This is a genomic window from Spirulina sp. LEGE 11439, from assembly GCF_059821285.1.
The window spans coordinates 54,742-77,922 of record NZ_JCAMRX010000008.1 but is presented as its reverse complement, the minus strand read 5'-3'; the positions used below and the strand labels follow the sequence as shown (position 1 = coordinate 77,922).

23 protein-coding genes are annotated in these 23,181 nt (G+C 44.2%); 9 read left to right on the top strand and 14 right to left on the bottom strand.

The window, feature by feature from the left end; translation table 11 throughout:
• Nucleotides 1-264: 264 nt before the first annotated feature.
• Entirely contained in the window at nucleotides 265-1,083 is an 819-nt protein-coding gene (locus AC6RV6_RS08145) for a metallophosphoesterase family protein (RefSeq protein ID WP_500240309.1), read from the top strand.
• A 62-nt stretch (nucleotides 1,084-1,145) separates the two neighbouring features.
• Nucleotides 1,146-2,573: an SLC5/6 family protein gene (locus tag AC6RV6_RS08140; protein WP_500240308.1), complete on the top strand. Its 1,428-nt coding sequence runs from the start codon at nucleotides 1,146-1,148 to the stop codon at nucleotides 2,571-2,573.
• Nucleotides 2,574-2,615: 42 nt separating this feature from the next.
• On the opposite strand, the gene AC6RV6_RS08135 is transcribed toward AC6RV6_RS08140, so the two are convergent.
• Genes AC6RV6_RS08135 through AC6RV6_RS08120 form a run of 4 tightly spaced genes read right to left on the bottom strand, consistent with a single transcriptional unit; the run spans nucleotide 2,616 to nucleotide 4,164 of the window.
• Entirely contained in the window at nucleotides 2,616-2,837 is a 222-nt protein-coding gene (locus AC6RV6_RS08135) for a DUF6737 family protein (protein ID WP_500240307.1), read from the bottom strand.
• A gap of 30 nt (nucleotides 2,838-2,867) precedes the next feature.
• Nucleotides 2,868-3,218 carry an NAD(P)H-quinone oxidoreductase subunit M gene (gene ndhM / locus AC6RV6_RS08130; protein ID WP_500240306.1) on the bottom strand — a complete coding sequence of 117 codons (351 nt, stop codon included), beginning with the start codon at nucleotides 3,216-3,218 and terminating at the stop codon, nucleotides 2,868-2,870.
• Nucleotides 3,160-3,504 carry a PP2C family protein-serine/threonine phosphatase gene (locus tag AC6RV6_RS08125; RefSeq protein WP_500240305.1) on the bottom strand — a complete coding sequence of 115 codons (345 nt, stop codon included), beginning with the start codon at nucleotides 3,502-3,504 and terminating at the stop codon, nucleotides 3,160-3,162. The genes ndhM and AC6RV6_RS08125 overlap by 59 nt, the downstream gene beginning before the upstream one ends.
• 42 nt (nucleotides 3,505-3,546) lie before the next feature.
• Nucleotides 3,547-4,164 carry a hypothetical protein gene (locus AC6RV6_RS08120; protein WP_500240304.1) on the bottom strand — a complete coding sequence of 206 codons (618 nt, stop codon included), beginning with the start codon at nucleotides 4,162-4,164 and terminating at the stop codon, nucleotides 3,547-3,549.
• A 178-nt stretch (nucleotides 4,165-4,342) separates the two neighbouring features.
• On the opposite strand from AC6RV6_RS08120, the gene AC6RV6_RS08115 reads away from it, so the two are divergent.
• Nucleotides 4,343-5,305, top strand: a complete 963-nt coding sequence (locus AC6RV6_RS08115; RefSeq protein ID WP_500240302.1) for a DMT family transporter — start codon at nucleotides 4,343-4,345, stop codon at nucleotides 5,303-5,305.
• Between the two features lie 127 nt (nucleotides 5,306-5,432).
• On the opposite strand, the gene AC6RV6_RS08110 is transcribed toward AC6RV6_RS08115, so the two are convergent.
• Nucleotides 5,433-6,461, bottom strand: a complete 1,029-nt coding sequence (locus AC6RV6_RS08110; protein WP_500240301.1) for an alpha/beta hydrolase family protein — start codon at nucleotides 6,459-6,461, stop codon at nucleotides 5,433-5,435.
• Between the two features lie 31 nt (nucleotides 6,462-6,492).
• A complete protein-coding gene (locus AC6RV6_RS08105) occupies nucleotides 6,493-7,101 on the bottom strand; it encodes a class I SAM-dependent DNA methyltransferase (RefSeq protein WP_500240300.1) in 609 nt (202 codons plus the stop codon).
• An 87-nt stretch (nucleotides 7,102-7,188) separates the two neighbouring features.
• On the opposite strand from AC6RV6_RS08105, the gene AC6RV6_RS08100 reads away from it, so the two are divergent.
• Nucleotides 7,189-8,328, top strand: coding sequence for a phytanoyl-CoA dioxygenase family protein (locus tag AC6RV6_RS08100; protein WP_500240298.1), 1,140 nt, complete (start codon nucleotides 7,189-7,191; stop codon nucleotides 8,326-8,328).
• A gap of 1 nt (nucleotide 8,329) precedes the next feature.
• Here the strand turns inward: AC6RV6_RS08100 and AC6RV6_RS08095 are convergent, their stop codons facing one another.
• The 4 genes from AC6RV6_RS08095 to AC6RV6_RS08080 form a co-directional block, all read right to left on the bottom strand.
• Nucleotides 8,330-9,421 (bottom strand): aromatic ring-hydroxylating oxygenase subunit alpha, encoded by a 1,092-nt coding sequence (locus AC6RV6_RS08095; RefSeq protein WP_500240297.1) that lies wholly within the window; start codon nucleotides 9,419-9,421, stop codon nucleotides 8,330-8,332.
• 156 nt (nucleotides 9,422-9,577) lie between these two features.
• Nucleotides 9,578-10,675 (bottom strand): saccharopine dehydrogenase family protein, encoded by a 1,098-nt coding sequence (locus AC6RV6_RS08090; RefSeq protein WP_500240296.1) that lies wholly within the window; start codon nucleotides 10,673-10,675, stop codon nucleotides 9,578-9,580.
• A 9-nt stretch (nucleotides 10,676-10,684) separates the two neighbouring features.
• Nucleotides 10,685-10,912: a DUF6737 family protein gene (locus tag AC6RV6_RS08085; RefSeq protein ID WP_500240294.1), complete on the bottom strand. Its 228-nt coding sequence runs from the start codon at nucleotides 10,910-10,912 to the stop codon at nucleotides 10,685-10,687.
• Nucleotides 10,913-10,942: 30 nt separating this feature from the next.
• Nucleotides 10,943-11,296 (bottom strand): NAD(P)H-quinone oxidoreductase subunit M, encoded by a 354-nt coding sequence (locus tag AC6RV6_RS08080; protein ID WP_500240293.1) that lies wholly within the window; start codon nucleotides 11,294-11,296, stop codon nucleotides 10,943-10,945.
• Nucleotides 11,297-11,414: 118 nt separating this feature from the next.
• On the opposite strand from AC6RV6_RS08080, the gene AC6RV6_RS08075 reads away from it, so the two are divergent.
• The 3 genes from AC6RV6_RS08075 to AC6RV6_RS08065 all read left to right on the top strand — a co-directional run bounded on the left by AC6RV6_RS08075 (nucleotide 11,415) and on the right by AC6RV6_RS08065 (nucleotide 16,087).
• Nucleotides 11,415-12,389, top strand: coding sequence for a hypothetical protein (locus AC6RV6_RS08075; RefSeq protein ID WP_500240291.1), 975 nt, complete (start codon nucleotides 11,415-11,417; stop codon nucleotides 12,387-12,389).
• Between the two features lie 138 nt (nucleotides 12,390-12,527).
• On the top strand, nucleotides 12,528-14,378 hold the full coding sequence (locus AC6RV6_RS08070) for a sensor histidine kinase (protein ID WP_500240290.1): 1,851 nt from the start codon (nucleotides 12,528-12,530) through the stop codon (nucleotides 14,376-14,378).
• A gap of 35 nt (nucleotides 14,379-14,413) precedes the next feature.
• Nucleotides 14,414-16,087: an ABC1 kinase family protein gene (locus AC6RV6_RS08065; RefSeq protein ID WP_500240288.1), complete on the top strand. Its 1,674-nt coding sequence runs from the start codon at nucleotides 14,414-14,416 to the stop codon at nucleotides 16,085-16,087.
• A 141-nt stretch (nucleotides 16,088-16,228) separates the two neighbouring features.
• Here AC6RV6_RS08065 and AC6RV6_RS08060 read toward each other — a convergent pair whose 3' ends face one another.
• The gene (locus AC6RV6_RS08060; RefSeq protein ID WP_500240286.1) at nucleotides 16,229-17,368 is read right to left on the bottom strand and encodes an RNA-guided endonuclease InsQ/TnpB family protein; all 1,140 of its coding nucleotides are present in this window, start codon (nucleotides 17,366-17,368) and stop codon (nucleotides 16,229-16,231) included.
• Between the two features lie 254 nt (nucleotides 17,369-17,622).
• Entirely contained in the window at nucleotides 17,623-18,324 is a 702-nt protein-coding gene (locus tag AC6RV6_RS08055; RefSeq protein ID WP_500240285.1) for a retropepsin-like aspartic protease family protein, read from the bottom strand.
• A gap of 183 nt (nucleotides 18,325-18,507) precedes the next feature.
• Between AC6RV6_RS08055 and AC6RV6_RS08050 the strand changes: the two genes are divergently transcribed.
• Nucleotides 18,508-20,118, top strand: a complete 1,611-nt coding sequence (locus AC6RV6_RS08050; RefSeq protein WP_500240283.1) for an adenylate/guanylate cyclase domain-containing protein — start codon at nucleotides 18,508-18,510, stop codon at nucleotides 20,116-20,118.
• A gap of 59 nt (nucleotides 20,119-20,177) precedes the next feature.
• Here the strand turns inward: AC6RV6_RS08050 and AC6RV6_RS08045 are convergent, their stop codons facing one another.
• Nucleotides 20,178-20,942, bottom strand: a complete 765-nt coding sequence (locus AC6RV6_RS08045; protein WP_500240282.1) for a MinD/ParA family ATP-binding protein — start codon at nucleotides 20,940-20,942, stop codon at nucleotides 20,178-20,180.
• 206 nt (nucleotides 20,943-21,148) lie between these two features.
• Here AC6RV6_RS08045 and kamA point away from each other — a divergent pair, with 206 nt between their 5' ends.
• The gene (gene kamA, locus AC6RV6_RS08040) at nucleotides 21,149-22,447 is read left to right on the top strand and encodes a lysine 2,3-aminomutase (protein ID WP_500240281.1); all 1,299 of its coding nucleotides are present in this window, start codon (nucleotides 21,149-21,151) and stop codon (nucleotides 22,445-22,447) included.
• A gap of 33 nt (nucleotides 22,448-22,480) precedes the next feature.
• On the opposite strand, the gene AC6RV6_RS08035 is transcribed toward kamA, so the two are convergent.
• A complete protein-coding gene (locus AC6RV6_RS08035; RefSeq protein ID WP_500240280.1) occupies nucleotides 22,481-23,023 on the bottom strand; it encodes a peroxiredoxin family protein in 543 nt (180 codons plus the stop codon).
• Nucleotides 23,024-23,181: the final 158 nt, after the last annotated feature.

The window sequence follows — 23,181 nt, the reverse complement described above, 5'->3', positions numbered from 1 at the left end:
CTGAAACCCAAATAAAAACTCCTCGACTGCGAAAGCCAAGGAGGAAAGGAATCAGAGTGCATCTAATATTCTTTTCTACATTGAGTGCTAATTCATTTCCGGATAAGCAAAGAAAAATATCCGATCGCTTTTTTCCTGCCGATTGCTACGATTTTGACAAGGGATCTCAATAATTCTTAAACTTCCACAAATGCACCTCTCAGGGAAAATTCAGTCATTATCCTTAAGCTAAACAAATCTTTGTTACTTTTCCCACTCTTCATCATGTCCGAGATAAAAACTATTGTTCTACCTGATGAATGTTCTCAAATTGCGCTTTGTGGCGGCCCTTACAGTAACTTTAGTGCTGTAGAAGCCTTTTTAGAAGCAACAAAAAAGATAGAATATCGTTTTTGTTTGGGAGATATCGGAGGGTTCGGACCTTGCCCCGATCGCACTCTCGATCTCTTGCAATCGTCCAATCTGATTTGCTTGCAAGGGAATTACGATTATGCGATCGCTTATGAGGAAAGAGACTGCGGTTGCGGTTATTCCGATCCTCGCGATCGCCATTTTGCCCAACTCAGTTATGATTACACCTTTGCCAATACTTCTTCTCACTATCGCGAGTGGCTAAAAACTCTTCCTGCTTTAATTTACTTGCAATGGCGAGAACAGTCTCTCTTGTTATGTCATGGTAGTCCTCAGCAAGTGAACGAATTTATTTGGGAATCAAAAACCACAGATAGCCAAATTGTCCAGAATTTGCGACAATTCCAAGTTACCGGAATTTGTTGCACCCATTCGGGATTACCTTGGCTGCGTCGTATTGAAGAGGGGTTTTGGTTAAATGTGGGGGTTTTGGGACGACCCCCTCACGAAGGAAAACGCCACGTTTATTATGCGATCGCCGACTTTCCCACAACCGTAAAAACTCCTCAACCGCGTTTAATTCCCCTAGAGTACAACGTTGAGACTGTTGTTTCCCTGATGGAAAAAGAAGGATTACCCGTTGAATTTCGCGAATCCTTACAACAAGGAATTTGGACAACTTGTGGAGAAATCTTACCCGAAGCAGAAAAAACAGTTCGTCCCCGAATTTAAACAATTATCAAGCACTTAATCATTGATAATTGTTCATTGATAATTGTTCATTGAATAGACTTATGGTTTTGATTTTGACTTGGACGCTTTTATTTGGTTATGGTTTTTTTGTCTATCAAATCGTTCAAAAAACAACCCCTCATCGTGTTTCAGCTTCATCATTTTTTCATGGTGAATCCGCTAGCGGAAAAGCTCCCGGTTTATGGCTATTAGTATCCAGTGCGGCGATTAGTTGGATTTTTGCTAAATCTATCGATAATGCGGCAAGTTTAGCGCAATCTTTCGGAATTGCGGGCGGGATTGGTTATGCAATTTATTATCTGAGTTTTGTCACGGCTGCGATCGCAATTTATTACATTCGCAATCGCTGGGGATTTCATTCCCTCCCAGAATTTTTAGTCAATAAATATGGAGCATTGTGCGCTAAGTTTTTTCTCATTGCGATCGCTATTCGTCTTTTTAATGAAGTCTGGTCGAATACTAAAGTTTTCTCTCTTTATTTTGGTGCAGAAGGCAGTTGGGGGTATTGGTTAGCAGCCCTTTTGGTAACGGCTTTTACGGTGTATTACAGCCTCTGGGGAGGACTCCGCAGCAGCCTTTTAACTGATGGGATGCAAATGTTATTTGCGGCGGTTTTATTGGTGATTATTCTGGCAACTTTAACCCCCGGTTTTATCAGCGAAGGATTGCCGGTGGTAGACTCTGAGACAAATAGGGCTGGTTTAACGTTTTGTGGGTTAGCTTTTGTACAAATCTTTAGTTATCCCTTTCACGATCCAGTTTTAACCGATCGCGCTTTTATCACATCCCCTAAAACTATGTTACGGGGCTTTATTTTAGCAGGTTTAGTCAGTGGTGGTTTTATTTTACTCTTCAGTGGTGTAGGTCTGTATGCCCTAACTTTTGGCTTAGGAGGAAAAGCAACTTTAGCAGTCCCGAAATTATTGGGCTTGCCTCTCTTGTTGGTTTTTAATGCGATTATGTTAACCAGTGCGGGGTCTACTTTAGATTCTACCTTTTCCAGTGTTGCTAAATTAACCGCACGAGATTGGTCAAATCGACAGGGAAAACCAGAAGAATCTGAGGCACGTTTTGGACGTTGGGCAATGATCGCAATCGCTATTTTAGGAAACCTGCCTTTATTGGGCATTTATTTAGGCGATAAAGTCGGTCCGGCGATTATTTTAGCAACAACCATTAGCGGTACAATGGTGATGGGTTTAGCGCCTATTTTCTTGTTGGCTTTTCTTCCTCATGCCGGAAAATGTAGTTTTAATTTTTCCTTTTGGACGGGGTTGAGTTTGGGAGTTTTGCGCGTGGTTGAGAGTGCTTTTGCGCTTAATATTTTTCCCGACTGGATCGCGATAGGTGCGGGAAAATATGCCCTCGATCTAGGGATTAACGTTTATGGCTTGATTCTCTGTACCTTGGGTTTTTTACTGGGGACATTTTGCGATCGCGCTTTCTCGCAGAAAAGGAGTCAAGTCTAAATCTTGAAAGTTAATGATGAGGAAGAAAATAGCAATCGATTGCTAATCCGCGAGATCGCTTTCTTCCTCCGTTGCTGCCATATTCCGAAATTGCAAAGGCACGAGAATCAAAAACAACAGCCACCACAACAAAATGGGTATTGTCACTAAAATCGTCAGCCAAAGCGATCGCACTAACACCCAACTCAGCGAGATCGCCATTCCTCCCGTCAACAAAATAGACCAAGGCTGACACCACCAAGGCTTATAATCCCAAAAATTCATATTTCTCGGTAATTGGTAATGGCTTAAACCCTAATATTTTCCGTCACTGTCTGGACTGGCAACGCGCGGTAAACCCATACTGTAATTATTGACGCGACCTTGCAAATTGTAACTCAACTGACCGCCTTGCAAAAGAGACCGGATAAAATGTTCGAGATCCGAACCGATGCGACGCAAATTGTATTCCGTTAAATCTTGACCGTTATAGGATTCAACCAGATCGTCAAATTTTCGGTACACTCGTTGCAGGGAATCTTCATTCCAGTTAAATTCATTATCAGGATCTACATCAAGGGTGAGAACCTTATCATTCTCAACTAATTCATTCTTTGGGTTTATTTTGCGGATCGAAGAGGGAGGGCAATTCTTTGCGAATGCCATTAATTGCCAAGTGAGAAGCAACCTCGCCTCCGTCATGTCCGCCGATTCCGTCGCAGACAATAGCTAAAGGCCACTCCCCTTTAAGAGAGCTTAGCCCTTGGCCATCGGGAGGATAGCAAGCATCTTCATTGTGCGATCGCAATCTTCCCGTATCCGTGCGGGCAACAATTTGATAGCGGCATTGACGAGACTTACCACATTGCCCGATCGCATAGTCGAGAAGGGCAATGAGGCGAGAAGAGTCGCTAATTTCTCCTGATATTGTGCGATCGCATAATTCTCGCAAAAACTTGCGAATGAGTGGTGAGGCATCTGCAACCCAAGACGATTAAATTTTACCTAAGTGAGTAAGAGAGAGGGATTCCGAATCTTGTCGTAATTCTAAGAGTTTAAGGACAGAACCCCGAATGCCCAAAAGAGAAGGAGACAACAAACTCGACGCAACTTTCTCTTCTTGTAAAGGTTGCCATAATTTAGCCATCTGCCACAGCCAATTTAATTGACGCAGGGCGGTAGACTGTCGCCAGAGGTCGGGTAAAAGGGGGAAAATCTGCCCATTTTCGCATTGCTGGGAATCCAAGGGCGTTCCATATTCCAATAACCATGTCGCTTGCGAGTCTGTCTTTTCGGGGAGGAGTCGTCCGTAAACTTGAGGAAGGTGGAGACGTTGGGAAAATAATCTGAGATAGGGTAAAAGTTCTTTTGGGGGTTCTTCGGGAAATTCTGAGGGAAGTGCGGGTTTGGTGTCAAGGAAGATACGCGGTTGAATGAGAATATAGCGATCGCCGATGAGTTCTCCGGGTTGGCGATCGATTTCTGCACCGATCGCCCATAAATATTGCCGAATGAGGGGCGTATTACAGGCAGAGCAAAACTGATGGCTTTCAGGATTGGCGGTTTGACAATCCGATTGAGAACAATGAAGAATAACCCCTGAATTAGCCATGGTATTACGCGCTAATTTTTGTATCTCGGCATCAAACTGATTTTTTCCCCAGTTTGCTCGCTTCCTAGTCTATCCTACAGGGGCTTGACCCTCCCACGGCTTTCAGGAAGGTTTAGCGATCGCTCGATTGGTGTCCGACTTCTCTATAAAATAGGGTGCAGGAAAAATCGGATTGAGTATGACCAATAAACTGAAACTATTTCCAGAATTTTCTGGGTTATCCAATCCAAGGATAAGAGCGATCGCAGTCCTTGCGATCGGTGTCACGATCTTTAGTTTTGCACCTATTCTCGTTAAATTAGGCGAAAAGGAAATTAACCCCACAGCTATTGTCTTTCACCGCTTTTGGCTGGCTGCTATAATTATTGGACTGCGGAATGGGTTTCTGAGTGTAAAAAGCAGAATTGGCACAGATCGAGTCAAATCGCCCCAAGTTTATACCAATCGCACCCTTGGATTCTTACTTGGAAGTGGAATTTGTTTTGCGGCAACACATCTGATTTGGGCTTGGTCTTTGACTCAAACCAGTGTTGCAAACTCATCACTTTTGCACAATTTGACTCCTTTATTCGTAATTTTAGGAGGATGGCTATTATTTGCTCGGAATTTCAATCGCAGATTTATGATAGGTACGATGGTTGCTGTTATGGGATCTATCATTCTTGGATTTGACGATTTCTTGTACGAAACTGACCATATACAAGGTGACATCATTGCTTTGATTTCTGCATTTGTATTTTCTATTTATTTCCTGCTACTTGAACAAATCAGAAACCAGTTTGAACTTGCAACTCTTGTTTTCTACTACTGCGCGATCGGAACTGTGACGGTGATGCCTTTTCTCTCGATTGGTCAAGGAGCGATTTTACCATCCTCTTTAAATGGATGGTTAATTGTTATGGGTCTGAGCTTTATCCATCTGCTATTCTATGTTATTTCAACATACGCTATAAAATGGTTATCATCTGGACTGGTTTCTGTTATCTTGCTCACTGAATCTGTCTTTGGTGCACTCTTAGCTTGGAATACTTTTTCAGAAGTGTTAGATTTCTGGAATTTACTGGCTTTTTTGGTGATTTTATTGGGAGTATATTTAGCTATAACAAGCAAATCTACTCTGAAAGATGAAGTGAAAATTTAATGGACAGGTTCAAAGACACTTGCTATTTTGCACAATTCCTGATTCTCTGATTGAGAGTAGAATCGATCGCTTTTGTTGAAAAATCAAAAGAGATCGATTGTTTTTGCGATCGTGCAGGATCGGGCATTTACATTGCATTCATCGGGCTTAACATAAATTGGAGCTGCAAATCAATGACTTTTCGATAAGTGTCTACCGATTTCCTATCCCACAGATTGTGTCCCGCATCGAGTAGGTGCAACTGGCATTTTTCATCATTGTCTACAAATGCTTTCAGTGCATGAGCATACTGAGGAAATAAATTGAAGGGATCGCCCAAACTAACTAAAATTAGAATCGGAGACAGCGATCGCCGAGAAGGATAGTCAAAGGAAGGTGTAAAAGTCTTATAGCCCTCCCAGCTACGATCGTGAAGGGTGACACCCGGGGCATGGAGAAGATCGGCCAGAATTGCTGCTTTATCCTCCAAATATTGAACGGTAAACTGAAACAATGCCGGATCTGGATGGGGTGGATTAACAGCAATTGCCCCCGCTAGATCTTGATAATGCTGTGCGTACAGTATTGCAGCGATCCCTCCTTGGCTGCGTCCTGCCATAAAAACTGGGCGATCGGGATAGAGTCGTGACAACACCAGATGAACATGGCGAAGGACTACCATGAGGCCATGCTTGCTGGCAAACTCAAAGGGAGCCTCAGAACCCATACCATTCAGAGGAAGGTCAGTGGGAAAAGAGGCCACGTTTAAAGTCTCCTCCCCAGGCATCAATTCACTCAAAAGTTCGCTCAGCAAACTTTGATTACTCTTGCGCCCTCGTCCGCGATTCTTACTTTTTCTGCCGTGAAAGGTTCCGGCTACATCGCAAAGAGTTTCAGCAACAGAAAAGGTCGTTCCTGTACCCGGTAAAAGGATTTGAATAGCACAATGGTTGTCACCCACCGACTTGTTCGGCACTAAAATCCCCGTAAAGGCGATCGGCAAATATAACTTTGTAAAAGGAAGTTTTTGAGCAACTTCGCGGTTTGCACCGACGCGAGCAACTAACTCTTGACTCTCTCGAATCACTCCCATATCGAGCAGTTCGCGGTGACTCAAATGGGAAGTCTCTTCTAGTTTTTGATTAGCTTGCTCGAGCTTTATCAATTCTGAACTCATCTTCTCACAAATTTCGGTTTTTCTTTATAGTTTAAGTTGGCTTACCAATTTTATAGGCTTGAAGATATATTGGATCTTCGTAAATCGGTAGCACCTTGGAATCGAGGCAGGTCCATTGCGATCGCTCAACAATCTCTTGGAGTGCAGGTAAAAAACTCTGGCGTGCTGTAAACACCAAGACCCCTCCAGGCTCAATACTTTGTTGGAGTACGCTCAGTTCGGCCGCTCCGGCATGACTCTCCGCAAAAACTCCCGTGGCAATAATACCACCTGCCTTGCCCAAGTTTTTAAATTCTTCGTCGCCGATCGCACAGCAAACTAAAGTACTGTATACGTCTTTTGCCAATGCTTTAGTTAACATAGCGGGCGATATATCAATACCGATTATCTTGGCAAATCCCAACGTCACTAATGCTACACCAACAAGACCCGTTCCAACACCAACATCAAGAATTGTACTGTACTTGTTTTCTAGGTATTCGGCCAGCATCAATGCTGCAGCCATAGGAATCGGATCCCAGACTCCACCAACATCTGTCTCATACGTCTCTGCCCAGCGATCGTAGTTTGTTCGTAACTCATCAAGATTCTGACTCGAACAAATCCACTTCAACCATTCCTTGGGTTGTTTTTCAGTCATTTTTCTTTCCTCAATAGCCTTACGGATTGACAAGTACCACAGATATATTAAAGTAGAAGCCGATCGCAAAGTAAACAAAAACAAAATATGCTCTACCAACCCCACTTTCTCTATCGTTTTAAGCTCATTTTCATTTACCTACTGATAAAACTTGAATTTCTTGATCCTCTTCTTCCTAAGAGTTTTAGAAATAAATTACCTAGAGGTTGGAACGATCGGATGTTTTGGCTCGCGTTTAAGTCTGGAGGAACTCAATTATATTTTGAGTATTATAGTCAGTTGCAAACGCCGGATTCTTACACACCAAAAGTCATTGTTGATGCTCAATATCAATTAACAGAAGAAGAGATTCATTTTTTCTATGAAAATGCTTATCTTGGACCATTCGATCTGATGACTCCAGAAGAAATGGAAGGAATTAAAGAGCATTTAGTCGAGTTACTTAAAACTGAATCAAAAATATTTTCTTATTCCCAAGGAGATTATGAATTAGCATCGGGAGAAAATGTTCAGGGTAAAAGTTTTGATGATTTAACTGAAACAGAAAAATATTATGTTAAACTTCTCAACGGCTTTGAACGTCATCTTGAAGACTCCACCTATCTTAATCTTTTCAAACATCCAGCAATTGTCGAACGTTGTGCTCAAATCATTGGTTCGGAGATGCTACTCTGGCATTGTAATCATTTTGGCATCGATCCTCACACAAAAGGCAGTGGTTGGCATCAAGAAAGTCGATGGCTTAGTATTGATATGAAAGAATCGATATTAGAGCCAATCAACGAAGAAGAAATGTTTGAGGTCGATTGTTGGATTGCGTTAACAGATGCTCCTTTAGAACGGGCTGCCTTAGCATTAGTTCCGGGATCTCAGAAAGAAATTTATCCCATGAAATTTAAGGAAAAAAATACAAAATTGGAGGACAAAGGGATCGTTTACGGTCAATACAACATTGAGCTAGACTACACCATTAAACCCGACGATATAAAATATCTTCCTGCCAAAGCTGGACAATTCTATCTCTTTTGTGGACGGGCAATTCATGGTTCTGCTGATAATATAACCGATCGCAAGCGCTGGGCTGTGGGAGGTCGTTATATTAAAGCAGATACCAAGGTTTTTACCAAGAATATGCTTGAGAATGGTCTAACTCATGAAGTATACGGTCTGAAAAACATCAAGTTAGACAAATGGAAACCTATTCTAGTTAGAGGTAAAGCGGTTTAATTTACAAAGCCAATGCCTTTTTAGTCAATTGTTGGACGTGATGAACAATTCTTTCGTCCCATTCAGTCGCCTCTGATTTAATCATAAAGAGGCTTTTTTGATACCCTAACGATGATTGACCGCGCTGCACCGCTTCAAGGACTTCAATATCTTCTTGATTAGTGTTGTTTAGGTGTGTATTGATACAATCCATTTGTTGTTCGTCAGGGATTCCATTGGTAAAAAGGTAGCTAAAATATTGGCGAGTTTGAGTAAGGCCATCAGGATTAATACGATAAAATCTCATACCTCTTCCGGGGAAGGTTGCAATTTCTACAGAAGGCCAAATGAACCACCAAACAAAGCGATCGTAATCATCTTCTGCGAATTGATAGATCGTTCGCGTTTTATCGACTTCGGCAACGCTAAAAACGTAAGATTCCTTTAAGATATGCTTGAAGGAATTCATTTTTGTGCCTTTACTCAGGGCAGTATGAACGAAAGGAGTATGATAATTGTCCACAGAATTATCAATAAGATTTTTCCAGTTTGAATTAACACTAAACTGTTGAGAGTATTCTAACGTCAGTCTGTCTATATTGGGGATGTAAGTCCGTAAAGTCTCTTCCAAATCAGGAAAATCTTGGAGAAACGGCGTTGCTTGTGGATCGAGATTGATGAAGATGAGACCACAAATTTCATGCAGTTTTATTCGAGGCAGACAGAATTGATTGACATCAAAAGATTCAACTTCATCGCTATAAGAAGCTGTGGCCAGTTCCCCATTTAAGCGATAAGCCCAACCGTGATAGGGACAAACAATTTTTGCGGCTTTTCCTTTTCCTTCTCCTTCTAATAGCTCATGACCGCGATGCAAGCAAGCATTATGAAAAGCATAAAGTTGGCGATCTTCACTTCGGGCAACAATAATTTTTTGATCGGCTATTTTAGGAACAAAATATTGACCGGGGTGTGGGATTTGTGTTGTATGCCCGACAAAAATCCACTTTTTGTAGAATATTTGCTCTTTTTCTTGCTGAAAGATATTGGGATCGGTATAGACTCGTGAGGGCAATCCCTCAAAAGTTTCTTGCTTTTGCTCGAGGGTATTCATGTTGGATTGACTTGCTATAAAGAACTTAGAATCAAATAAGGTATCTTTACCCTAGGATTTCTATTGTGCGATCGTGATGAAACGCTATGGGTTTGCAAATAGCTAATTTCCGAGCTGGCTGCAAAGTTACCCGATCGCATCTGAGTCAAATGAATTTCAGATCGCATCGCGTTTGTCGATATAGTAACGACCAAAACGATTGGACAGGAAGTCCTCTAGATTGATTTGCTCTTGTTTGAGGAAACCACTGTGAGGAATTTGTCCGTTGAGATACAGATCCAAGACAGCACAGAGAGAAGCGGCTGTTGTCAGTTGAATTGCACTCCAGATATCTCCGTTCAAATTGAGAGGATAAATCTTGCGAGCATCAGTAATCTGTTGTAAATGACCATTCTTCCAGCCCGTAACAGTGCAGAAAATCACGATAACATCTTGCTTGGTAATCGGGACGGCATTTTCCAATATTTCGTGCAGGAGTTCGCGGCGATCGCTCAAACGCAACTCTTTGATTAAAAATGCCATCCGATCTCGATGACCCGGATAGCGGATGCTCTTATAATTGAGATTTCGCACCCAGCCATCCAGAGTTTCGCAGAGAGTTCCCAATCCACCAGATGTGTTAAATGCTTCATACTCTAACCCATCTAAGGAAAAGCGCTCTACTTCTTCCAAGGGAATTACTTCGGTTTTGCAACCCTCCCGAATTACCTCACAAGAATTACAATATTCATTAATCAGACCTGCTGTAGACCAAGTGAGGTTGTACATCATCATATTGGCAGGATATTGAGGTAATGCTCCCACCCGCATTTTTATCTCGTCGAGTTTTTCAAAACCGCTACAGAGATCGTGAGCAAGAATACTAACAAAACCGGGGGCAAGACCGCATTGAGGTGCGAAGATCGCATCTTTGGAAATCGTTTCGGCAACAGAGCGAATTGCTCTAGTCGTAGCAACATCTTCTGTGAGGTCGAAATAGCTGATTCCAACTTTGGCAGCCGCTCGGGCAATGCCTGCATTGAGCCAATACGGACAAGCAGACACAACGCAATCACAACCCTGTAATTTTTCTGCAATCGCCATTTCATCGGTGACATCGACGACAAAAGTCTCGACGGGTAACGATTCGGTTAAACGCTCCAAGGCTTGACGGTCAATATCGCCAACAACTACGGTGTAATCGCCGCTACGATGAAGAAGTGTTGCGATCGCCGAGCCAATTTTTCCAGTTCCTAAGATGACAACGCAATACATGAAGTTTATTTAATTAAGGTTAGCGCGATCGCTCTCTTTTCCAGTTGCATCTATATTCCGCACCAATAAAGGCACGAGAATCAAAAAATACAACCACCACAATAAAACAGGTATTGTCACCAAAACCGTGAGCCACAGCGATCGCACTAATAACCAACTCAGCGCGATCGCCATTCCTCCCGTCAACAAAATAGACCAAGGCTGACACCACCAAGGCTTATAATCCCAAAAATTCATATTTCTCGGTAATTGGTAATGGATCGAACCCTAATATTTTCCGTCGTTGTCGGGACTGGCAACACGAGGTAAACCCATACTGTAATTATTAACGCGACCCTGCAAATTGTAACTCAATTGACCCCCTTGCAAAAGAGACCGGATAAAATGTTCGAGATCCGAACCGATACGACGCAAATTGTATTCTGTTAAATCTTGACCATTATAAGACTCAACTAAATCGTCAAATCTTCGGTACACTCGTTGCAGGGAATCTTCATTCCAGTTAAATTCATTGTCAGGATCTACATCAAGGGTGAGAACCTTATCATTCTCAACTAATTCATTCTTTTGAACTTGTGCCGTATAAACGCGAATGTGGCGCGTAGTAGATTTTAGAAGCATCAGAATTTTTTCTCCGAACGAAATGCGCGTGATTCTCATCAGGGGTATTTTACCCATTTTTTGGTAAAGTTAAATATAAGTATGGGGATCGGCTATTGCCGACGTGCCAAAGCAGAATATGGATGAAATCGCAAAACAGGCTCATCAAGGAAGTGTCGCGGCGATCGTGCAGATTATGAACGATCGCTTGGCCGATATGGGCGTAAGAACTCGGGCGGTCTTAGAAAAAGGAATTTTGCAGGTTCTCTGTGAAGCGCAAGAAAGCGAACAACTCGAACAGTCCGTCCTCATTCCGCACCTGCGAGAAATTTTAGAAGCGATCGCGCCGCGAACCCTTCGCCGCGTCAACATTTGCAGTCGTATCGCTCGAGAACAACAACTCGTTTGGCTCGAGGATATCCATCGCAATCCCGAAAATGTCGTTCTCTGGTCTCAAGAAATTATTCTTCGCAAAGCTGGGATTTGGCAAAAATTGTTTCCACCTCAAGGCGATCGCCCAGTCAATCCTCAAACACAATCCTCCTCTTCCCAACCCTCCTCGAAAGCGCGTAATATTTTAGGAATGGTCGGATTGTGTACGATCAGTTTTTTAGCCGGATTGGCTTATAACAATTGGCAAGAGCAAACTCTCGATTGGTCCCAACTAGCAGAACTCATTCCCTTCTTCAACTCTTCTCCAGCATCCATAGCCCCCGCCGCTCCCATTGCTCAGCCAACAGCATCCCCCGCCAGTCAAGGCAATTCAGCCCCCTCAGTTTCGGCAGCTAATTCAACTCCTTCCCCAACTCCCGTTCAAACAACAGCCCCAACACCCCTTCTCCTTCCCACTCCCAATACTTCTACCACTCTCACCCCTGCCCAAGATCCTTTTTCTGAAGCGGTAAAACTCGCCGAAGCGGTTTCTCTCAAAGGACAAACGGCACAAACCGAAGCCGAATGGCTCAATCTTTCCACCCAGTGGAAACAAGCATCGGAGTTAATGAAATCCGTATCCGAGAGCGATCCGCGCTATAGTACGGCTCGCGATCGCGTAGTGTTCTATCAAAAAAATAGCGAAGTTGCTCTCGCCCGAGCCAAAGAGCAGCAAAAATAAGTCAAGACAAGGGAAAGGGGAAAAAGTCTGGGGAAGTAAAAGAGACTCCACACAATGTTAGTTGCCTCATCAAGGGTGGATAATCGATAATAAATCATTGACAGGTCATCGTGGGAAATTTTCGGGAAGATGAGTGACATGAACGAACTAAACTCCCACCAACTCGGGCGAGAAATTCTCAAACTGTTTTTTCTTCCTCCCGATTCGCCACTCCTTCTCGCGAGAGTTGCTCGCATGACGGGAAAACAATTGGGTGTTGTTGCCTGTTTACTGGTGGACGATCGCGACGATCCGGAATTGAGCCTGCATGGATATTGGTGTGCGGAAGATTATTGTTCTCTTAAAGAGTCCATCGAAATCCAATTGTTGTCCCGATCGCACCCTCAACCTGCGATTGCCTCCACTCCCTTAAAATGGGTGCATTTCATTCCCATCCCTCCTCGAGGGGGAATGATCTTGGGGGGAAATTCGCAAGCAGGATGGCAAGATTTACAACCCGAAGCGCAAGAAGCGATCGTCACGGCATTGGCGATCGTTTTTACTCGAGTTCGCTTCCAACGACAAACCCGCGTCCATAACGCTTATCCAGTCCTTTTAGAACAATTCCATCGCCCTCATTCCGACCAACTCGACCTCGATTTGGCTCTCGCAACCACAGCAACAGCATTACAGGTCGATCGTGGGGCAATTGTTTTATTAAAATACAGCGATCCTCTCTACAATCGCTACGATTCGACCGTGATTCCCCGAGCCCGTTGCACCATCGCTCATCAATGGACGGCAAGGGAAGAAATTCTCACAATTCAAACCGGTAGTTCTTTTTGGCTCGAGGATTGTTCTTGCTGCATTGCTGCTTGGCAAGACTCCCCGCAACCTTTGGGAATCGCTTGGTTAAAGGAGGAGAGCGAAAGCGATCGCGATTTTTGCATCCCAGCTTTTTTTCACCCCGATCGCTTTCCCGCCTTATTACTCGTTCCCCTCATTGGCACCGCCAGCAATTCTTCTTTAGTTTTGGGATTTTTCCTGTTTCAATGCGATCGCCCCTATCGCTGGCAACCGGAAGAAATGGCCTTAGCCCGTTGGGTAGGCGCTCAAATCGCCACGGCAACGATCTACAATCGCACCATCAAGCAGGTACAATCCCTCGTGAATAAACGCACTGCCCAGCTACAAGGCAGTTTGGAAGTGCAAGCCAAATTATACGAACAAACCCGCAAACAAGTCGAACAACTGCGCCAATTGATCGAACTCAAAGACGAATTCCTCGATTCTGTGAGTCATGAGTTGCGAACCCCCTTGACGACGATGAAAATCGCTATTCGGATGTTGCGTCAGCCCGGATTGCCTCCCGAACGTCAGGCCAAATATCTGGAAACCTTAGAACGAGAATGGACTCGCGAATACAATCTTATTCAAGATTTGTTGGCATTACAAAAGTTGGAAACTCAACAAACCGACTTGCAACTCAGCAAAATAAATCTCAAAGAGATTGTGGAAGAGTTGCAAATCTCCTTTCACGAAACATGGGAAGAAAAAGAATTGCAACTCGTCGTTCGTTATGGGGGCAAAGACGATCCCGATACTCCCTCCAGTCTTTATTCCGATCGCGACAGTTTGCAGCGCATTCTCCAAGAATTACTGGCGAATGCCGGCAAATATTCCGACCCCGAGAGTACGATTTATGTCGATATCGCGTTTCGGCAAGGCGATCGCCAATCAGAAGTCAGAGAATGCGTGACCATTGCGATCGTCAATATCGGTGAGGGAATTGCCCCCGAAAATATTGAGAGAATTTTTGAGAAATTTACGCGAGGCAAAGAAGCCAACCAACAAGCGATCGCTGGAACGGGTTTGGGTCTGGCATTAGTAAAAGGACTGGTGCAACATCTTAATGGCAAAATTGAAGTATGGAGTCGCGTTGCTAACAATTCCCAGCGCGGCGAAACTCGTTTTACCCTCGTTCTTCCCCGAACAGCCCATACTAAGTAACGAGTCACGAATCATCAATAAACCTAGAACAAATCATGAGTGCATCGATAAAACCCCTGCGTTGGCAGCGAGAACAATATTCACCTTGGCGGCGCAAAATTGATGTTTTTCAGGTTTCGACTCGTTTTTTTCTCTCCTTGGGATGGGACAAAATCACGGGCAATTCCTCCCTCGCACGACAACGCCATCACGCTCGCTGGTTGGTGGCACAATTGTTAGAATTGGGTCCGACATTTATCAAAATCGGCCAAGCGCTTTCCACGCGATCGGACTTAATTCCCTTGCCTTATATTGAAGCCTTGGGACAACTGCAAGATCGCGTGCCGCCTTTTCCTTCCCAAGAAGCGATCGCAGTTATCGAAACCGAACTCGGGAGCGCGATCGCCTCGTTATTTCGGGAATTTGAGGAAACCCCCATTGCCGCCGCCAGCTTGGGACAAGTTCACCGCGCCATTTTACCCACTGGAGAAAAGGTTGTCGTCAAGGTTCAGCGTCCGGGGTTAGAACGCTTGTTCAATCTTGATTTTGAAGTCTTGCACCGTCTCATCAGCTTGCTCGAACGCTACTTCCCCAAAGTCAAAAAATATAATCTCGAACATCTCTATCACGAGTTTTTTGGACTGCTGTATCGAGAAATCGATTACATTCACGAGGGGAAAAACGCCGAACGATTTCAAAGTAATTTTCGCGATTATCCCAATGTTATCGTTCCTCGCGTCTACTGGCGCTATACTGCGCCACGAGTTTTAACTTTAGAATATTTACCCGGAATTAAAATCGACGATCGCGCATCTCTTGAATCTCGCAATTTTAATCCCGATCGCCTCATTCAAATGGGTATTCTTTGCTATCTCAAACAACTTTTAGAAGATGGCTTTTTTCAATCCGATCCCCACCCCGGCAATATGGCCGTGAACGACCAAGGCAAGATAATTTTTTATGATTTCGGCACGATGGCAGAAGTCAAGAATATGGCCAAAGATGAAATGATTAATACCTTTTTTGCGGTCATGCGAAAAGACACCGATGCCGTCGTCAAAAGTTTGGTGTATATGGGCTTGCTCGAACCTTTACCAGATATGTCTCCCGTGAAACGTTTGGTCTCTTTTGTTCTCGAACAATTTCGCGAAAAACCCATCGATCTGCGAGCCTTTGAGCAGATGAGTAGCGAAGTTTATTTAATGTTTGAAAAACAACCGTTTCGCTTGCCATCGGAAATGATGTTTGTCATTAAATCGGTATCTACCCTTGATGGCATTGCTCGCGCTCTCAATCCGCAATACAATCTTATTGCTGCGAGTAAACCCTTTATTAAAGATTTAACGCAATCGGCGCGAAAGAGCAATTTAATTCGCCAAACTTTCCGACAAGCAGGAACCTTAATTCGCGATCGCCTCGATCGCCCCAGTCGAGTAGAATTGGCACTACGAGATTTACAAGAACGACTCGATCGCGGCGAAATTCAATTTCGGGTCAAATCAGAAACCAGCGATCGCGCTCTCAAACGCATTAATTTAGCGGTAAAATGTTTGATTTATACTTGCTTGTCAGGATTCTCCCTCATTTCGGGAACCCTACTGGTCATCGGTGGAATTGCCAATTGGGGAATCGTGGTCTTCTGTTTCTCTGCATTTTGGTTTTTAATTCTTTTGCGTTCTCTGATGCAGTTAGCAGTCCGAGAAAAATTGGATAAGTTTGTGGAAAATTGACTGCTCCCACCTTTCCGCTTCGCTAAAAAGGTGGGATTCCCCCTTCAACCAGCCAACTTATTTAACAAATTTTCACTTGTTAAACAGAGGTCGAGCTGTCCAGAGGCGTTGTCTTGGTCGATTGGATATGCTGAACTAAATTCAGCATCCCTCGACCGCAATTCCCGTATGCCCTACGGTACTCAGTTCAATTCCCAAAGCCTTAGCCAAAATGTTGAGTGCGGCGTTATGGTCACGATGTAGTTTCGTTCCACACTTAGCACATTGATGGGTTCTTTGACTAAGACTTTTCTTTTGGCGATGTCCACATTGAGAACAATCTTGGCTCGTGAAATGAGGCTGAACTGACCTGACTTCTACTCCAAAAATTGTCCCGAAATATTCGACCCATTCGAGAAACATTCGCCACGACGCATCGCTAATTGATTTCGCCAGACAGTGATTTTTAACAAGATTTCGCACCTTTAAATCTTCGTAGGCTACCAGATCGCTAGACTGGACTAACGCCCTTGCTGTCTTAACAGTAAAGTCTTTACGTTGCCTGTGAACTTTAAGGTGCTTTCTGGCTAATTTATTAATAGCTTTGCGTCGATTTTTACTCCCTTTTTTCTTACGACTAACTCGTTTTTGAGCGCGTTTGAGTGCCTTTTCAGACTTCCTTAAATAGCGTGGGTTTTCGATTTGATTTCCATCGCTATCGGTGTAGAAAGACTCTAACCCAACATCAATTCCCAAAGATTTACCTGTGGGTTCATGTTGCTCTTTTCGGTCAATTTTGATGACAAATTGAGCATAGTAGCCATCGGCGCGTCTAACAATACGAACTCGTTTGATTTGTTTGAGGTCGTAGAAATTCAGATCGCGAGTGCCGACGAGTTTGAATTGACCCGCTTTAAATCCATCGGTTAAGGTTAGTTTTTTACCCTCATCTGAGAGTTTCCAACCTGAAGTTTTATACTCTACTGAATGACCGCATTTTTTGAATCTGGGATAACCCTTCTTTTTGATATTTGAGTTTTTGCAGTTCTCAAAAAAGCGAGAGATTGCACACCATGCTCGTTCTGCACTGGCTTGTCTTGCCATTGAGTTGAGTTTTTTTGCCCACTCAAACTCTTTCGCTAACACCGCACAGTATTTGTTTAAATCGAATTGTTTAACCTCTTGATTGTCCATCCAATACCGCAGGGCTTTATTCCGGATGAAATTAGCCGTTCTAATGGCTTCATCTAGCCCTTGATATTGTTCGGATTTTCCTTTGAGTTTGGCTTCGAGAACGAGCATTGTTCTGCTAACTTTTCAGATATCTTATTTTGACAATTTTTATCTTTTTTGTCAATCTTTTTCAGACTGATGCACCCTAAAGGGTGCCGCACTACATGAGGTGCTGGGGGCGGAACCATTTCCGCCCTTTAAAAGCGCCGTCCCACCTCTAAAGAGCGCTTTGCTGGTGGGTTTTGTGCGAGAGATCTATAAAAATTCAAGGAACAGCTCATCGGTAGTACAAAACAATTATGCTTGCTTTGATTGAACTTGCTTTATTCACTACGTTCGCGTAATTCGATTTCATCTTGTTTGAGCAAAACATCATAATTTTGAAACACATTCTGACCGAGTAATCCCATGCCTTCCAAGCTGGTTTCATCGGCACGGGGATCGAAAGTTACCGTAACGTCATTGAGTTCTAAGTCGCCAACTTTGAGAGAGTTTACGCGAGCAATATTAACCTTATTCGTTCTGCCATCCGCGACGATGGCTTCGGTATTGCCAAGAGTTTCCAGTCCGAGTCGATCGGCCATGCTCGGTAAAATGAGTGTGGTCGTTGCCCCTGTATCGAAGAGCATTTCAAAGGTTTGCGTGCCATTAAACGTGACCTCAACGACAGGAGTTCCGCCGTTAATCTCTTTGATGGGAACGCGAAAAACCCCTCCTTGGGTCGAAGCGGCGGGGAGGGATGGGGTCGCACTTATCGGTAAACCACCGCCGCTACAATCCCATTCCGGACGATAGACACCCCGAGCGGCCAAGTTTTGCAGGCGACTTTGATAAGTGGTTAATTGAGAGACATATTCTGGGGCGACTTGCTTGATCTCTTCAATAGTTTGTAGGGCACCTCGCCAATCCTGAGCGCAAATTTCCTGCTGGAGTGCCTCATTCAAAGACTGAGAGCGCCCGGAAGGAGAAAAAGCAAGGGTGAATCCGGCTGTCAGGACGGCGATCGCCACAAATCGTATTTTCATAACTCAAATTTTATTTCCCAGATAATAATATCCATAACAATTCTTAACGGCTTTGGCAACTGGCGATCGCACTCCTTTAACGAGTCAATTTTGATGTCCTGAGAGATAATAGCAAAAAAGACTGTTGAAAATACTATCTTACCAAGCAATTGAATTCGGGTGCGATCGCGAAAAATTTCCTGTTTGTCTATCTCCTACTGTCCCCTCAATATGGTTTCCTCCACCCTGACCAAACTCGAACCCCAACTGCATTTGTTGCTGCCCACCCGACTTTATACTGCTTTGGGAAACGATCCCGATTCCGATACCTTAATGGGGATTTTTGAACACCTGCGAACCTTGCGCTCGAGCCTCCATGACTATCTTCCCCTACAAATTGCCACAGACCCTCCCGAAGTGGGCAAAATTCGTTACGGTTGGCATAAAGGCACGCTGTTATTTACCGATCTAGCCGGGTTTACCCCTTTAATGGAAGCGAATATGGACTATCACCCTAAAGGGGCTGAGGTTTTATTAGAAATTCTGCAACGGTATTTTGAAGCCATTATTGAAATTATCAGCAAATCGGGAGGAGATTTGTTGGAGTTTACCGGAGATGCCGTACTCGTTGAATTTCGCCGCGATCGCGCGAACACCGATCTCCCCCGAGCCATTCGAGCGGGTTTGCGAATGCAACGAGCCATGCAAGACTTTGAAAATATCGTCACCCCGAACGGTACGCTTTCCTTAAAAATGCGGGTCGGCATTCACTGGGGGAAATTCCTCGCTGCGGATATTGGCACGCCCTCGCGCATGATGCGAGTTTTGTTGGGCAAAGACGTACAACTGGCCAAACGAACTGAAGGGGCTGGACAAACGGGACGGGTGTGCTTGAGTGCGGCGGCCACCCTGCGGGCGCGATCGCAATTTCGCCTCGAAACGGGAAAACAGCCTCATCATCTCGTCGTTGACGATCTTAGCGACGAGACGTTAGGAGAATACGATCTCGAAGTCAAACGACGGCGAGGCATGAAAGCCATCCTCTTCGATCGCGGCATCAAGGGAATTACGCAAGAAATTCAGAGTCTCCTCCAACAAATTGAACCCCTCGCCAGTTATTTACCCAAACCCATTCTCAAATTACTCGTCGAAAATACGCAGCACCGACAAATTCCCCCTACTTTTCTCGTCCCGATCGTGATGTTTGTTAATCTTCTCGGTTTATCTGATGCAGCCAATGCTTTACAGGTCTCTGAAGAAGAGCCTTTTGTAATGGGATGTTCTCAGCTTTTTTCGCAAATTGATGCGATTGTCACCGCCGAAGGAGGGGTGATGCGAAATCCAACCTACCATTTAGATAGCTCCGATATTGTCATCTATTTTGGCATTCTCAATACGGATTCCGATTGGACGATCGAGACCCTTCGGGCTGCTTGTAAAATTCGCCAATTAATTGTTAATTTTCAGCCGTTATTCGTGAATCAAAAACCCATTCATCTGGCCTGTCAAATTGGCATTACCCTCGGACGGGTCTTTGCTGCTGAAATTGGGGCGAGTCGAGGGCGCAGGGAGTTTAATCTTCTCAGCGATACGGTGAATACTGCATCTCGTTTGATGAGTCGGGCCGCGCAAAATCAAATTTTATTTAACGAACCGGTCTCCAATGCTTTGAGCGATCGCAGTGCGAGGGAAATAATACCATTTCAATCTCAGTTTTTGGGGAATGTTTCTCTGAAAGGGAAAGCCAAGCTCACGAGAATTTACACGGTTGTGGAGAAAAGCGATCGCCCTCTCGATAGTTTCTCTGACATCTGAACGCACCGCTTATGATAGCCAGAAACGGGCGATCGATGATTTCAAGACATCCAAGTCAACTAAGCCGTAATATTCCGAGCAATATTTTGGATCGTTTGCGTTAGAGAATTTTCGGGATACTTCAGCGCAAAAATTCCTTCACTGGCCAAGATCATCATTTCATCGGAATGCGGTAAAACACCCGCGACGGGAACATCATAGGTTTGTTCGACTTTTTCCTGTAGGGAGGTAAAATCAAAACTGGTTGGCACTTTATTCACCACCATTAACATTTTAGGAACTTCTAATTTTCGAGCGACATCGACTGTCACTGCCGTTCCTTGATAATCTTGTCTATCCGGTCGTAAAATTAGCACTAAAATATCAGAAATTGTGATAGAAAGGAGCGTTTCTTCATTCAACCCGGGATGGGTATCAATAAATAAATAATCTAACTCTAAATCCTCGAGTAACATATCGAAGCCATCATTCAATAAACCCACATCGTAACCTTCTCGTAAAACCCGAGCAATTTCACTCGCTTTAACACTCGAAGGAACAAGAAAAATTTGACTTCCTTCCTGCTTGTTGTTGCCTAAAACATGCGTGACATCATGAGCCGCATCGGCAATACTGCATTTTCCCCAAAGATACTGATTGAGACAAGGCTCTAATTGTTGACTGTCTCCATAGCCAAAGAGTACGTGAATTCCCGGAGATTGAATATCCGTATCTACAACAGCAACTCGATACCCATAACTCGCAACAGTTGCTGCTAAATTGGCGGTAGAATTTGATTTTCCCGTTCCGCCTCGATAGGAATGGATAGATACAATTTTTGACATAATATATTCTTGAACGATGATGATTTTGGAAAAATTGTTACACTAGAAAAACAAAACAAAGGTGGAACGATCGTACAAGATCGATCGCGTCGATCGCAACTCACTATCTATGCGATCGTGGAAAACGCACACCTCCTAACAAACTCAAGTTTGAATTTAACATTTCTGAATTTAACATTATCGAACCAATTCCTACGAGAATCACAATGTCACCTTCAAGCCCATCTCTTGCAATTCGACCTCTGTTAAGTCAAACTAAAAAACCTTGGGCTGATGTCTCCCCCAAACATTGGCACGATTGGCATTGGCAGTTGAGCAACCGCTTGAATGCTTGGGAGGAGTTAGCTCAAATTATTAATCTTACTCCCGAAGAAATTCAAGGTTTAACGACAAAAAATAAATTTCGCGTTGATATTACTCCCTACTTTGCCAATTTAATTGATGCCGACGATCCGAACTGCCCCATTCGCCGCCAAGTCATTCCCTTGGGACGTGAACTCGCAGCTTTTGAAGGGATGCTCGCAGATAGCCTAGCAGAAGAGGAACACAGCCCTATTCCGGGTTTAGTTCATCGCTACCCCGATCGCGTTCTCATGCTGGTGACGACCCACTGTGCGAGTTACTGTCGCTATTGTACGCGCTCTCGCTTAGTGGGAGATTTCCAGCAAACGTTTAGAAAACCCGATCTCGAACGACAACTCGATTATATTCGTCAAACACCGCAAATTCGCGATGTTCTCCTCAGTGGAGGCGATCCGTTAACTCTTTCTCCGATCCTGCTCGATTATATTCTGTCGCGCTTGCGGGAGATCGAGCATCTCGAAATCATCCGTATTGGGACTCGCGTTCCTGTTTTTCTACCCCAACGCATTACCGACGAACTGTGTGCCATGCTGCGGAAATATCACCCACTTTGGATTAATGTTCATATCAACCATCCCAAAGAAATTACCCCAGAATTAAGCACGGCGTTGGCTAAGTTGGCAGATGCAGGTATTCCTTTGGGCAATCAGAGCGTACTTTTAGCGGGGATTAACGATCGCCTCGACATCCAAAAAGAACTTCTCCGCAAATTAGTGAAAAATCGCGTTCGCCCTTACTATCTCTATCAATGCGATTTGGTCAAAGGGGCTGGGCATTTCCGCACGACCGTGGCCAAGGGTTTGGAAATTATGGAAGGGTTGCGAGGGCATTTAAGCGGTTATGCGGTGCCAACTTATGTGATTGATGCTCCTGGAGGCGGGGGAAAAGTTCCTGTTATGCCTCAATATCTCATCAGTCAGGGGGTGAATAAGGTAGTGCTTCGCAATTACGAGGGCTATATTACGACTTATCACGAACCGAAGGACTACGATCCCGATGCGATCGATCGCGCCCAACCCGTCGATCGTATTCCTTCGGAAATCGGTCAAGAAGGGGTTTCGGGTTTGTTGCAAGGAGAAGGCGAGTTTATTAAACCCCAAGGATTCGATCGCGTCCACCATCGCGACAGCGAGCGATCGTGAAACAGAATGGGTTTGACTTCGCGAGCCGAAAAGTTAACAACGGGCAGTTATTTTTAATAATTTCTCAATAGATGCGTTCGGATCGAGAAAGGAAAATAAATGCTTATAATGTAAAATCCCTTGGCGATCGATAATAAACTGAGCCGGAAGAGGAGCGCCAAGGGCTTGGCCGACGCGATAAGTTCGGAAAACGTCACAACTGGGATTGCTGAGCAGGGGCATTTTCAAGCCTAAATCTTGGATTATTTTTTCGCTTTGTCGGCGATCGGTGCTGGTTATCATAAAAATTTCTGTTCCTTTTTCGACAAACCTTTCGTAGTTTTCATTCAATTGTTGAATGTGAGGATAACAAAGGGGACAGTATTGTTTTTCAGTAAAGATGCGTGTAAAGGCAAGAATCGCGTTTTTTTTGCCACGATAGTCTGACAAGCGCACCGTACTCCGATCTTTAATATCGGGGAGGAGAAAATCGGGAGTTTTCCGACCGACGATCGGGGAGTTTGTGGCGGGAATGGGAAAGAAATTGTTAAAAAAACGCGGGGTGAATAAGCCCCGAAAATCCATGGATGTTAACATGAAAACTCCTAGAATGCAGGGAAAGCGAGACTCAGCTTTTTAATTTTACCGCGAACGTTCCCAGCTCGCCCTCGAGGGGGAAATTTGTAGCGATCGCCCATCTCCGGCCCCGAAAATAGCGATCGCCGCTAAAATACTAAGCACTCATTCAGAAGGTT

What these genes read in the sequence shown, in the direction of transcription:
- AC6RV6_RS08110 (WP_500240301.1), bottom strand. Translation starts at nt 6,461, where the DNA reads ATGAGTTCAGAATTGATAAAGCTCGAGCAAGCTAATCAAAAACTAGAA.
- AC6RV6_RS08075 (WP_500240291.1), top strand. Translation starts at nt 11,415, where the DNA reads ATGGATGAAATCGCAAAACAGGCTCATCAAGGAAGTGTCGCGGCGATC.
- AC6RV6_RS08140 (WP_500240308.1), top strand. Translation starts at nt 1,146, where the DNA reads ATGGTTTTGATTTTGACTTGGACGCTTTTATTTGGTTATGGTTTTTTT.
- AC6RV6_RS08070 (WP_500240290.1), top strand. Translation starts at nt 12,528, where the DNA reads ATGAACGAACTAAACTCCCACCAACTCGGGCGAGAAATTCTCAAACTG.
- AC6RV6_RS08135 (WP_500240307.1), bottom strand. Translation starts at nt 2,837, where the DNA reads ATGAATTTTTGGGATTATAAGCCTTGGTGGTGTCAGCCTTGGTCTATT.
- AC6RV6_RS08055 (WP_500240285.1), bottom strand. Translation starts at nt 18,324, where the DNA reads ATGAAAATACGATTTGTGGCGATCGCCGTCCTGACAGCCGGATTCACC.
- AC6RV6_RS08120 (WP_500240304.1), bottom strand. Translation starts at nt 4,164, where the DNA reads ATGGCTAATTCAGGGGTTATTCTTCATTGTTCTCAATCGGATTGTCAA.
- AC6RV6_RS08045 (WP_500240282.1), bottom strand. Translation starts at nt 20,942, where the DNA reads ATGTCAAAAATTGTATCTATCCATTCCTATCGAGGCGGAACGGGAAAA.
- ndhM (WP_500240306.1), bottom strand. Translation starts at nt 3,218, where the DNA reads ATGGCATTCGCAAAGAATTGCCCTCCCTCTTCGATCCGCAAAATAAAC.
- AC6RV6_RS08090 (WP_500240296.1), bottom strand. Translation starts at nt 10,675, where the DNA reads ATGTATTGCGTTGTCATCTTAGGAACTGGAAAAATTGGCTCGGCGATC.
- AC6RV6_RS08145 (WP_500240309.1), top strand. Translation starts at nt 265, where the DNA reads ATGTCCGAGATAAAAACTATTGTTCTACCTGATGAATGTTCTCAAATT.
- AC6RV6_RS08060 (WP_500240286.1), bottom strand. Translation starts at nt 17,368, where the DNA reads ATGCTCGTTCTCGAAGCCAAACTCAAAGGAAAATCCGAACAATATCAA.
- AC6RV6_RS08095 (WP_500240297.1), bottom strand. Translation starts at nt 9,421, where the DNA reads ATGAATACCCTCGAGCAAAAGCAAGAAACTTTTGAGGGATTGCCCTCA.
- AC6RV6_RS08080 (WP_500240293.1), bottom strand. Translation starts at nt 11,296, where the DNA reads ATGCTTCTAAAATCTACTACGCGCCACATTCGCGTTTATACGGCACAA.
- kamA (WP_500240281.1), top strand. Translation starts at nt 21,149, where the DNA reads ATGTCACCTTCAAGCCCATCTCTTGCAATTCGACCTCTGTTAAGTCAA.
- AC6RV6_RS08100 (WP_500240298.1), top strand. Translation starts at nt 7,189, where the DNA reads ATGCTCTACCAACCCCACTTTCTCTATCGTTTTAAGCTCATTTTCATT.
- AC6RV6_RS08035 (WP_500240280.1), bottom strand. Translation starts at nt 23,023, where the DNA reads ATGTTAACATCCATGGATTTTCGGGGCTTATTCACCCCGCGTTTTTTT.
- AC6RV6_RS08065 (WP_500240288.1), top strand. Translation starts at nt 14,414, where the DNA reads ATGAGTGCATCGATAAAACCCCTGCGTTGGCAGCGAGAACAATATTCA.
- AC6RV6_RS08085 (WP_500240294.1), bottom strand. Translation starts at nt 10,912, where the DNA reads ATGAATTTTTGGGATTATAAGCCTTGGTGGTGTCAGCCTTGGTCTATT.
- AC6RV6_RS08105 (WP_500240300.1), bottom strand. Translation starts at nt 7,101, where the DNA reads ATGACTGAAAAACAACCCAAGGAATGGTTGAAGTGGATTTGTTCGAGT.
- AC6RV6_RS08115 (WP_500240302.1), top strand. Translation starts at nt 4,343, where the DNA reads ATGACCAATAAACTGAAACTATTTCCAGAATTTTCTGGGTTATCCAAT.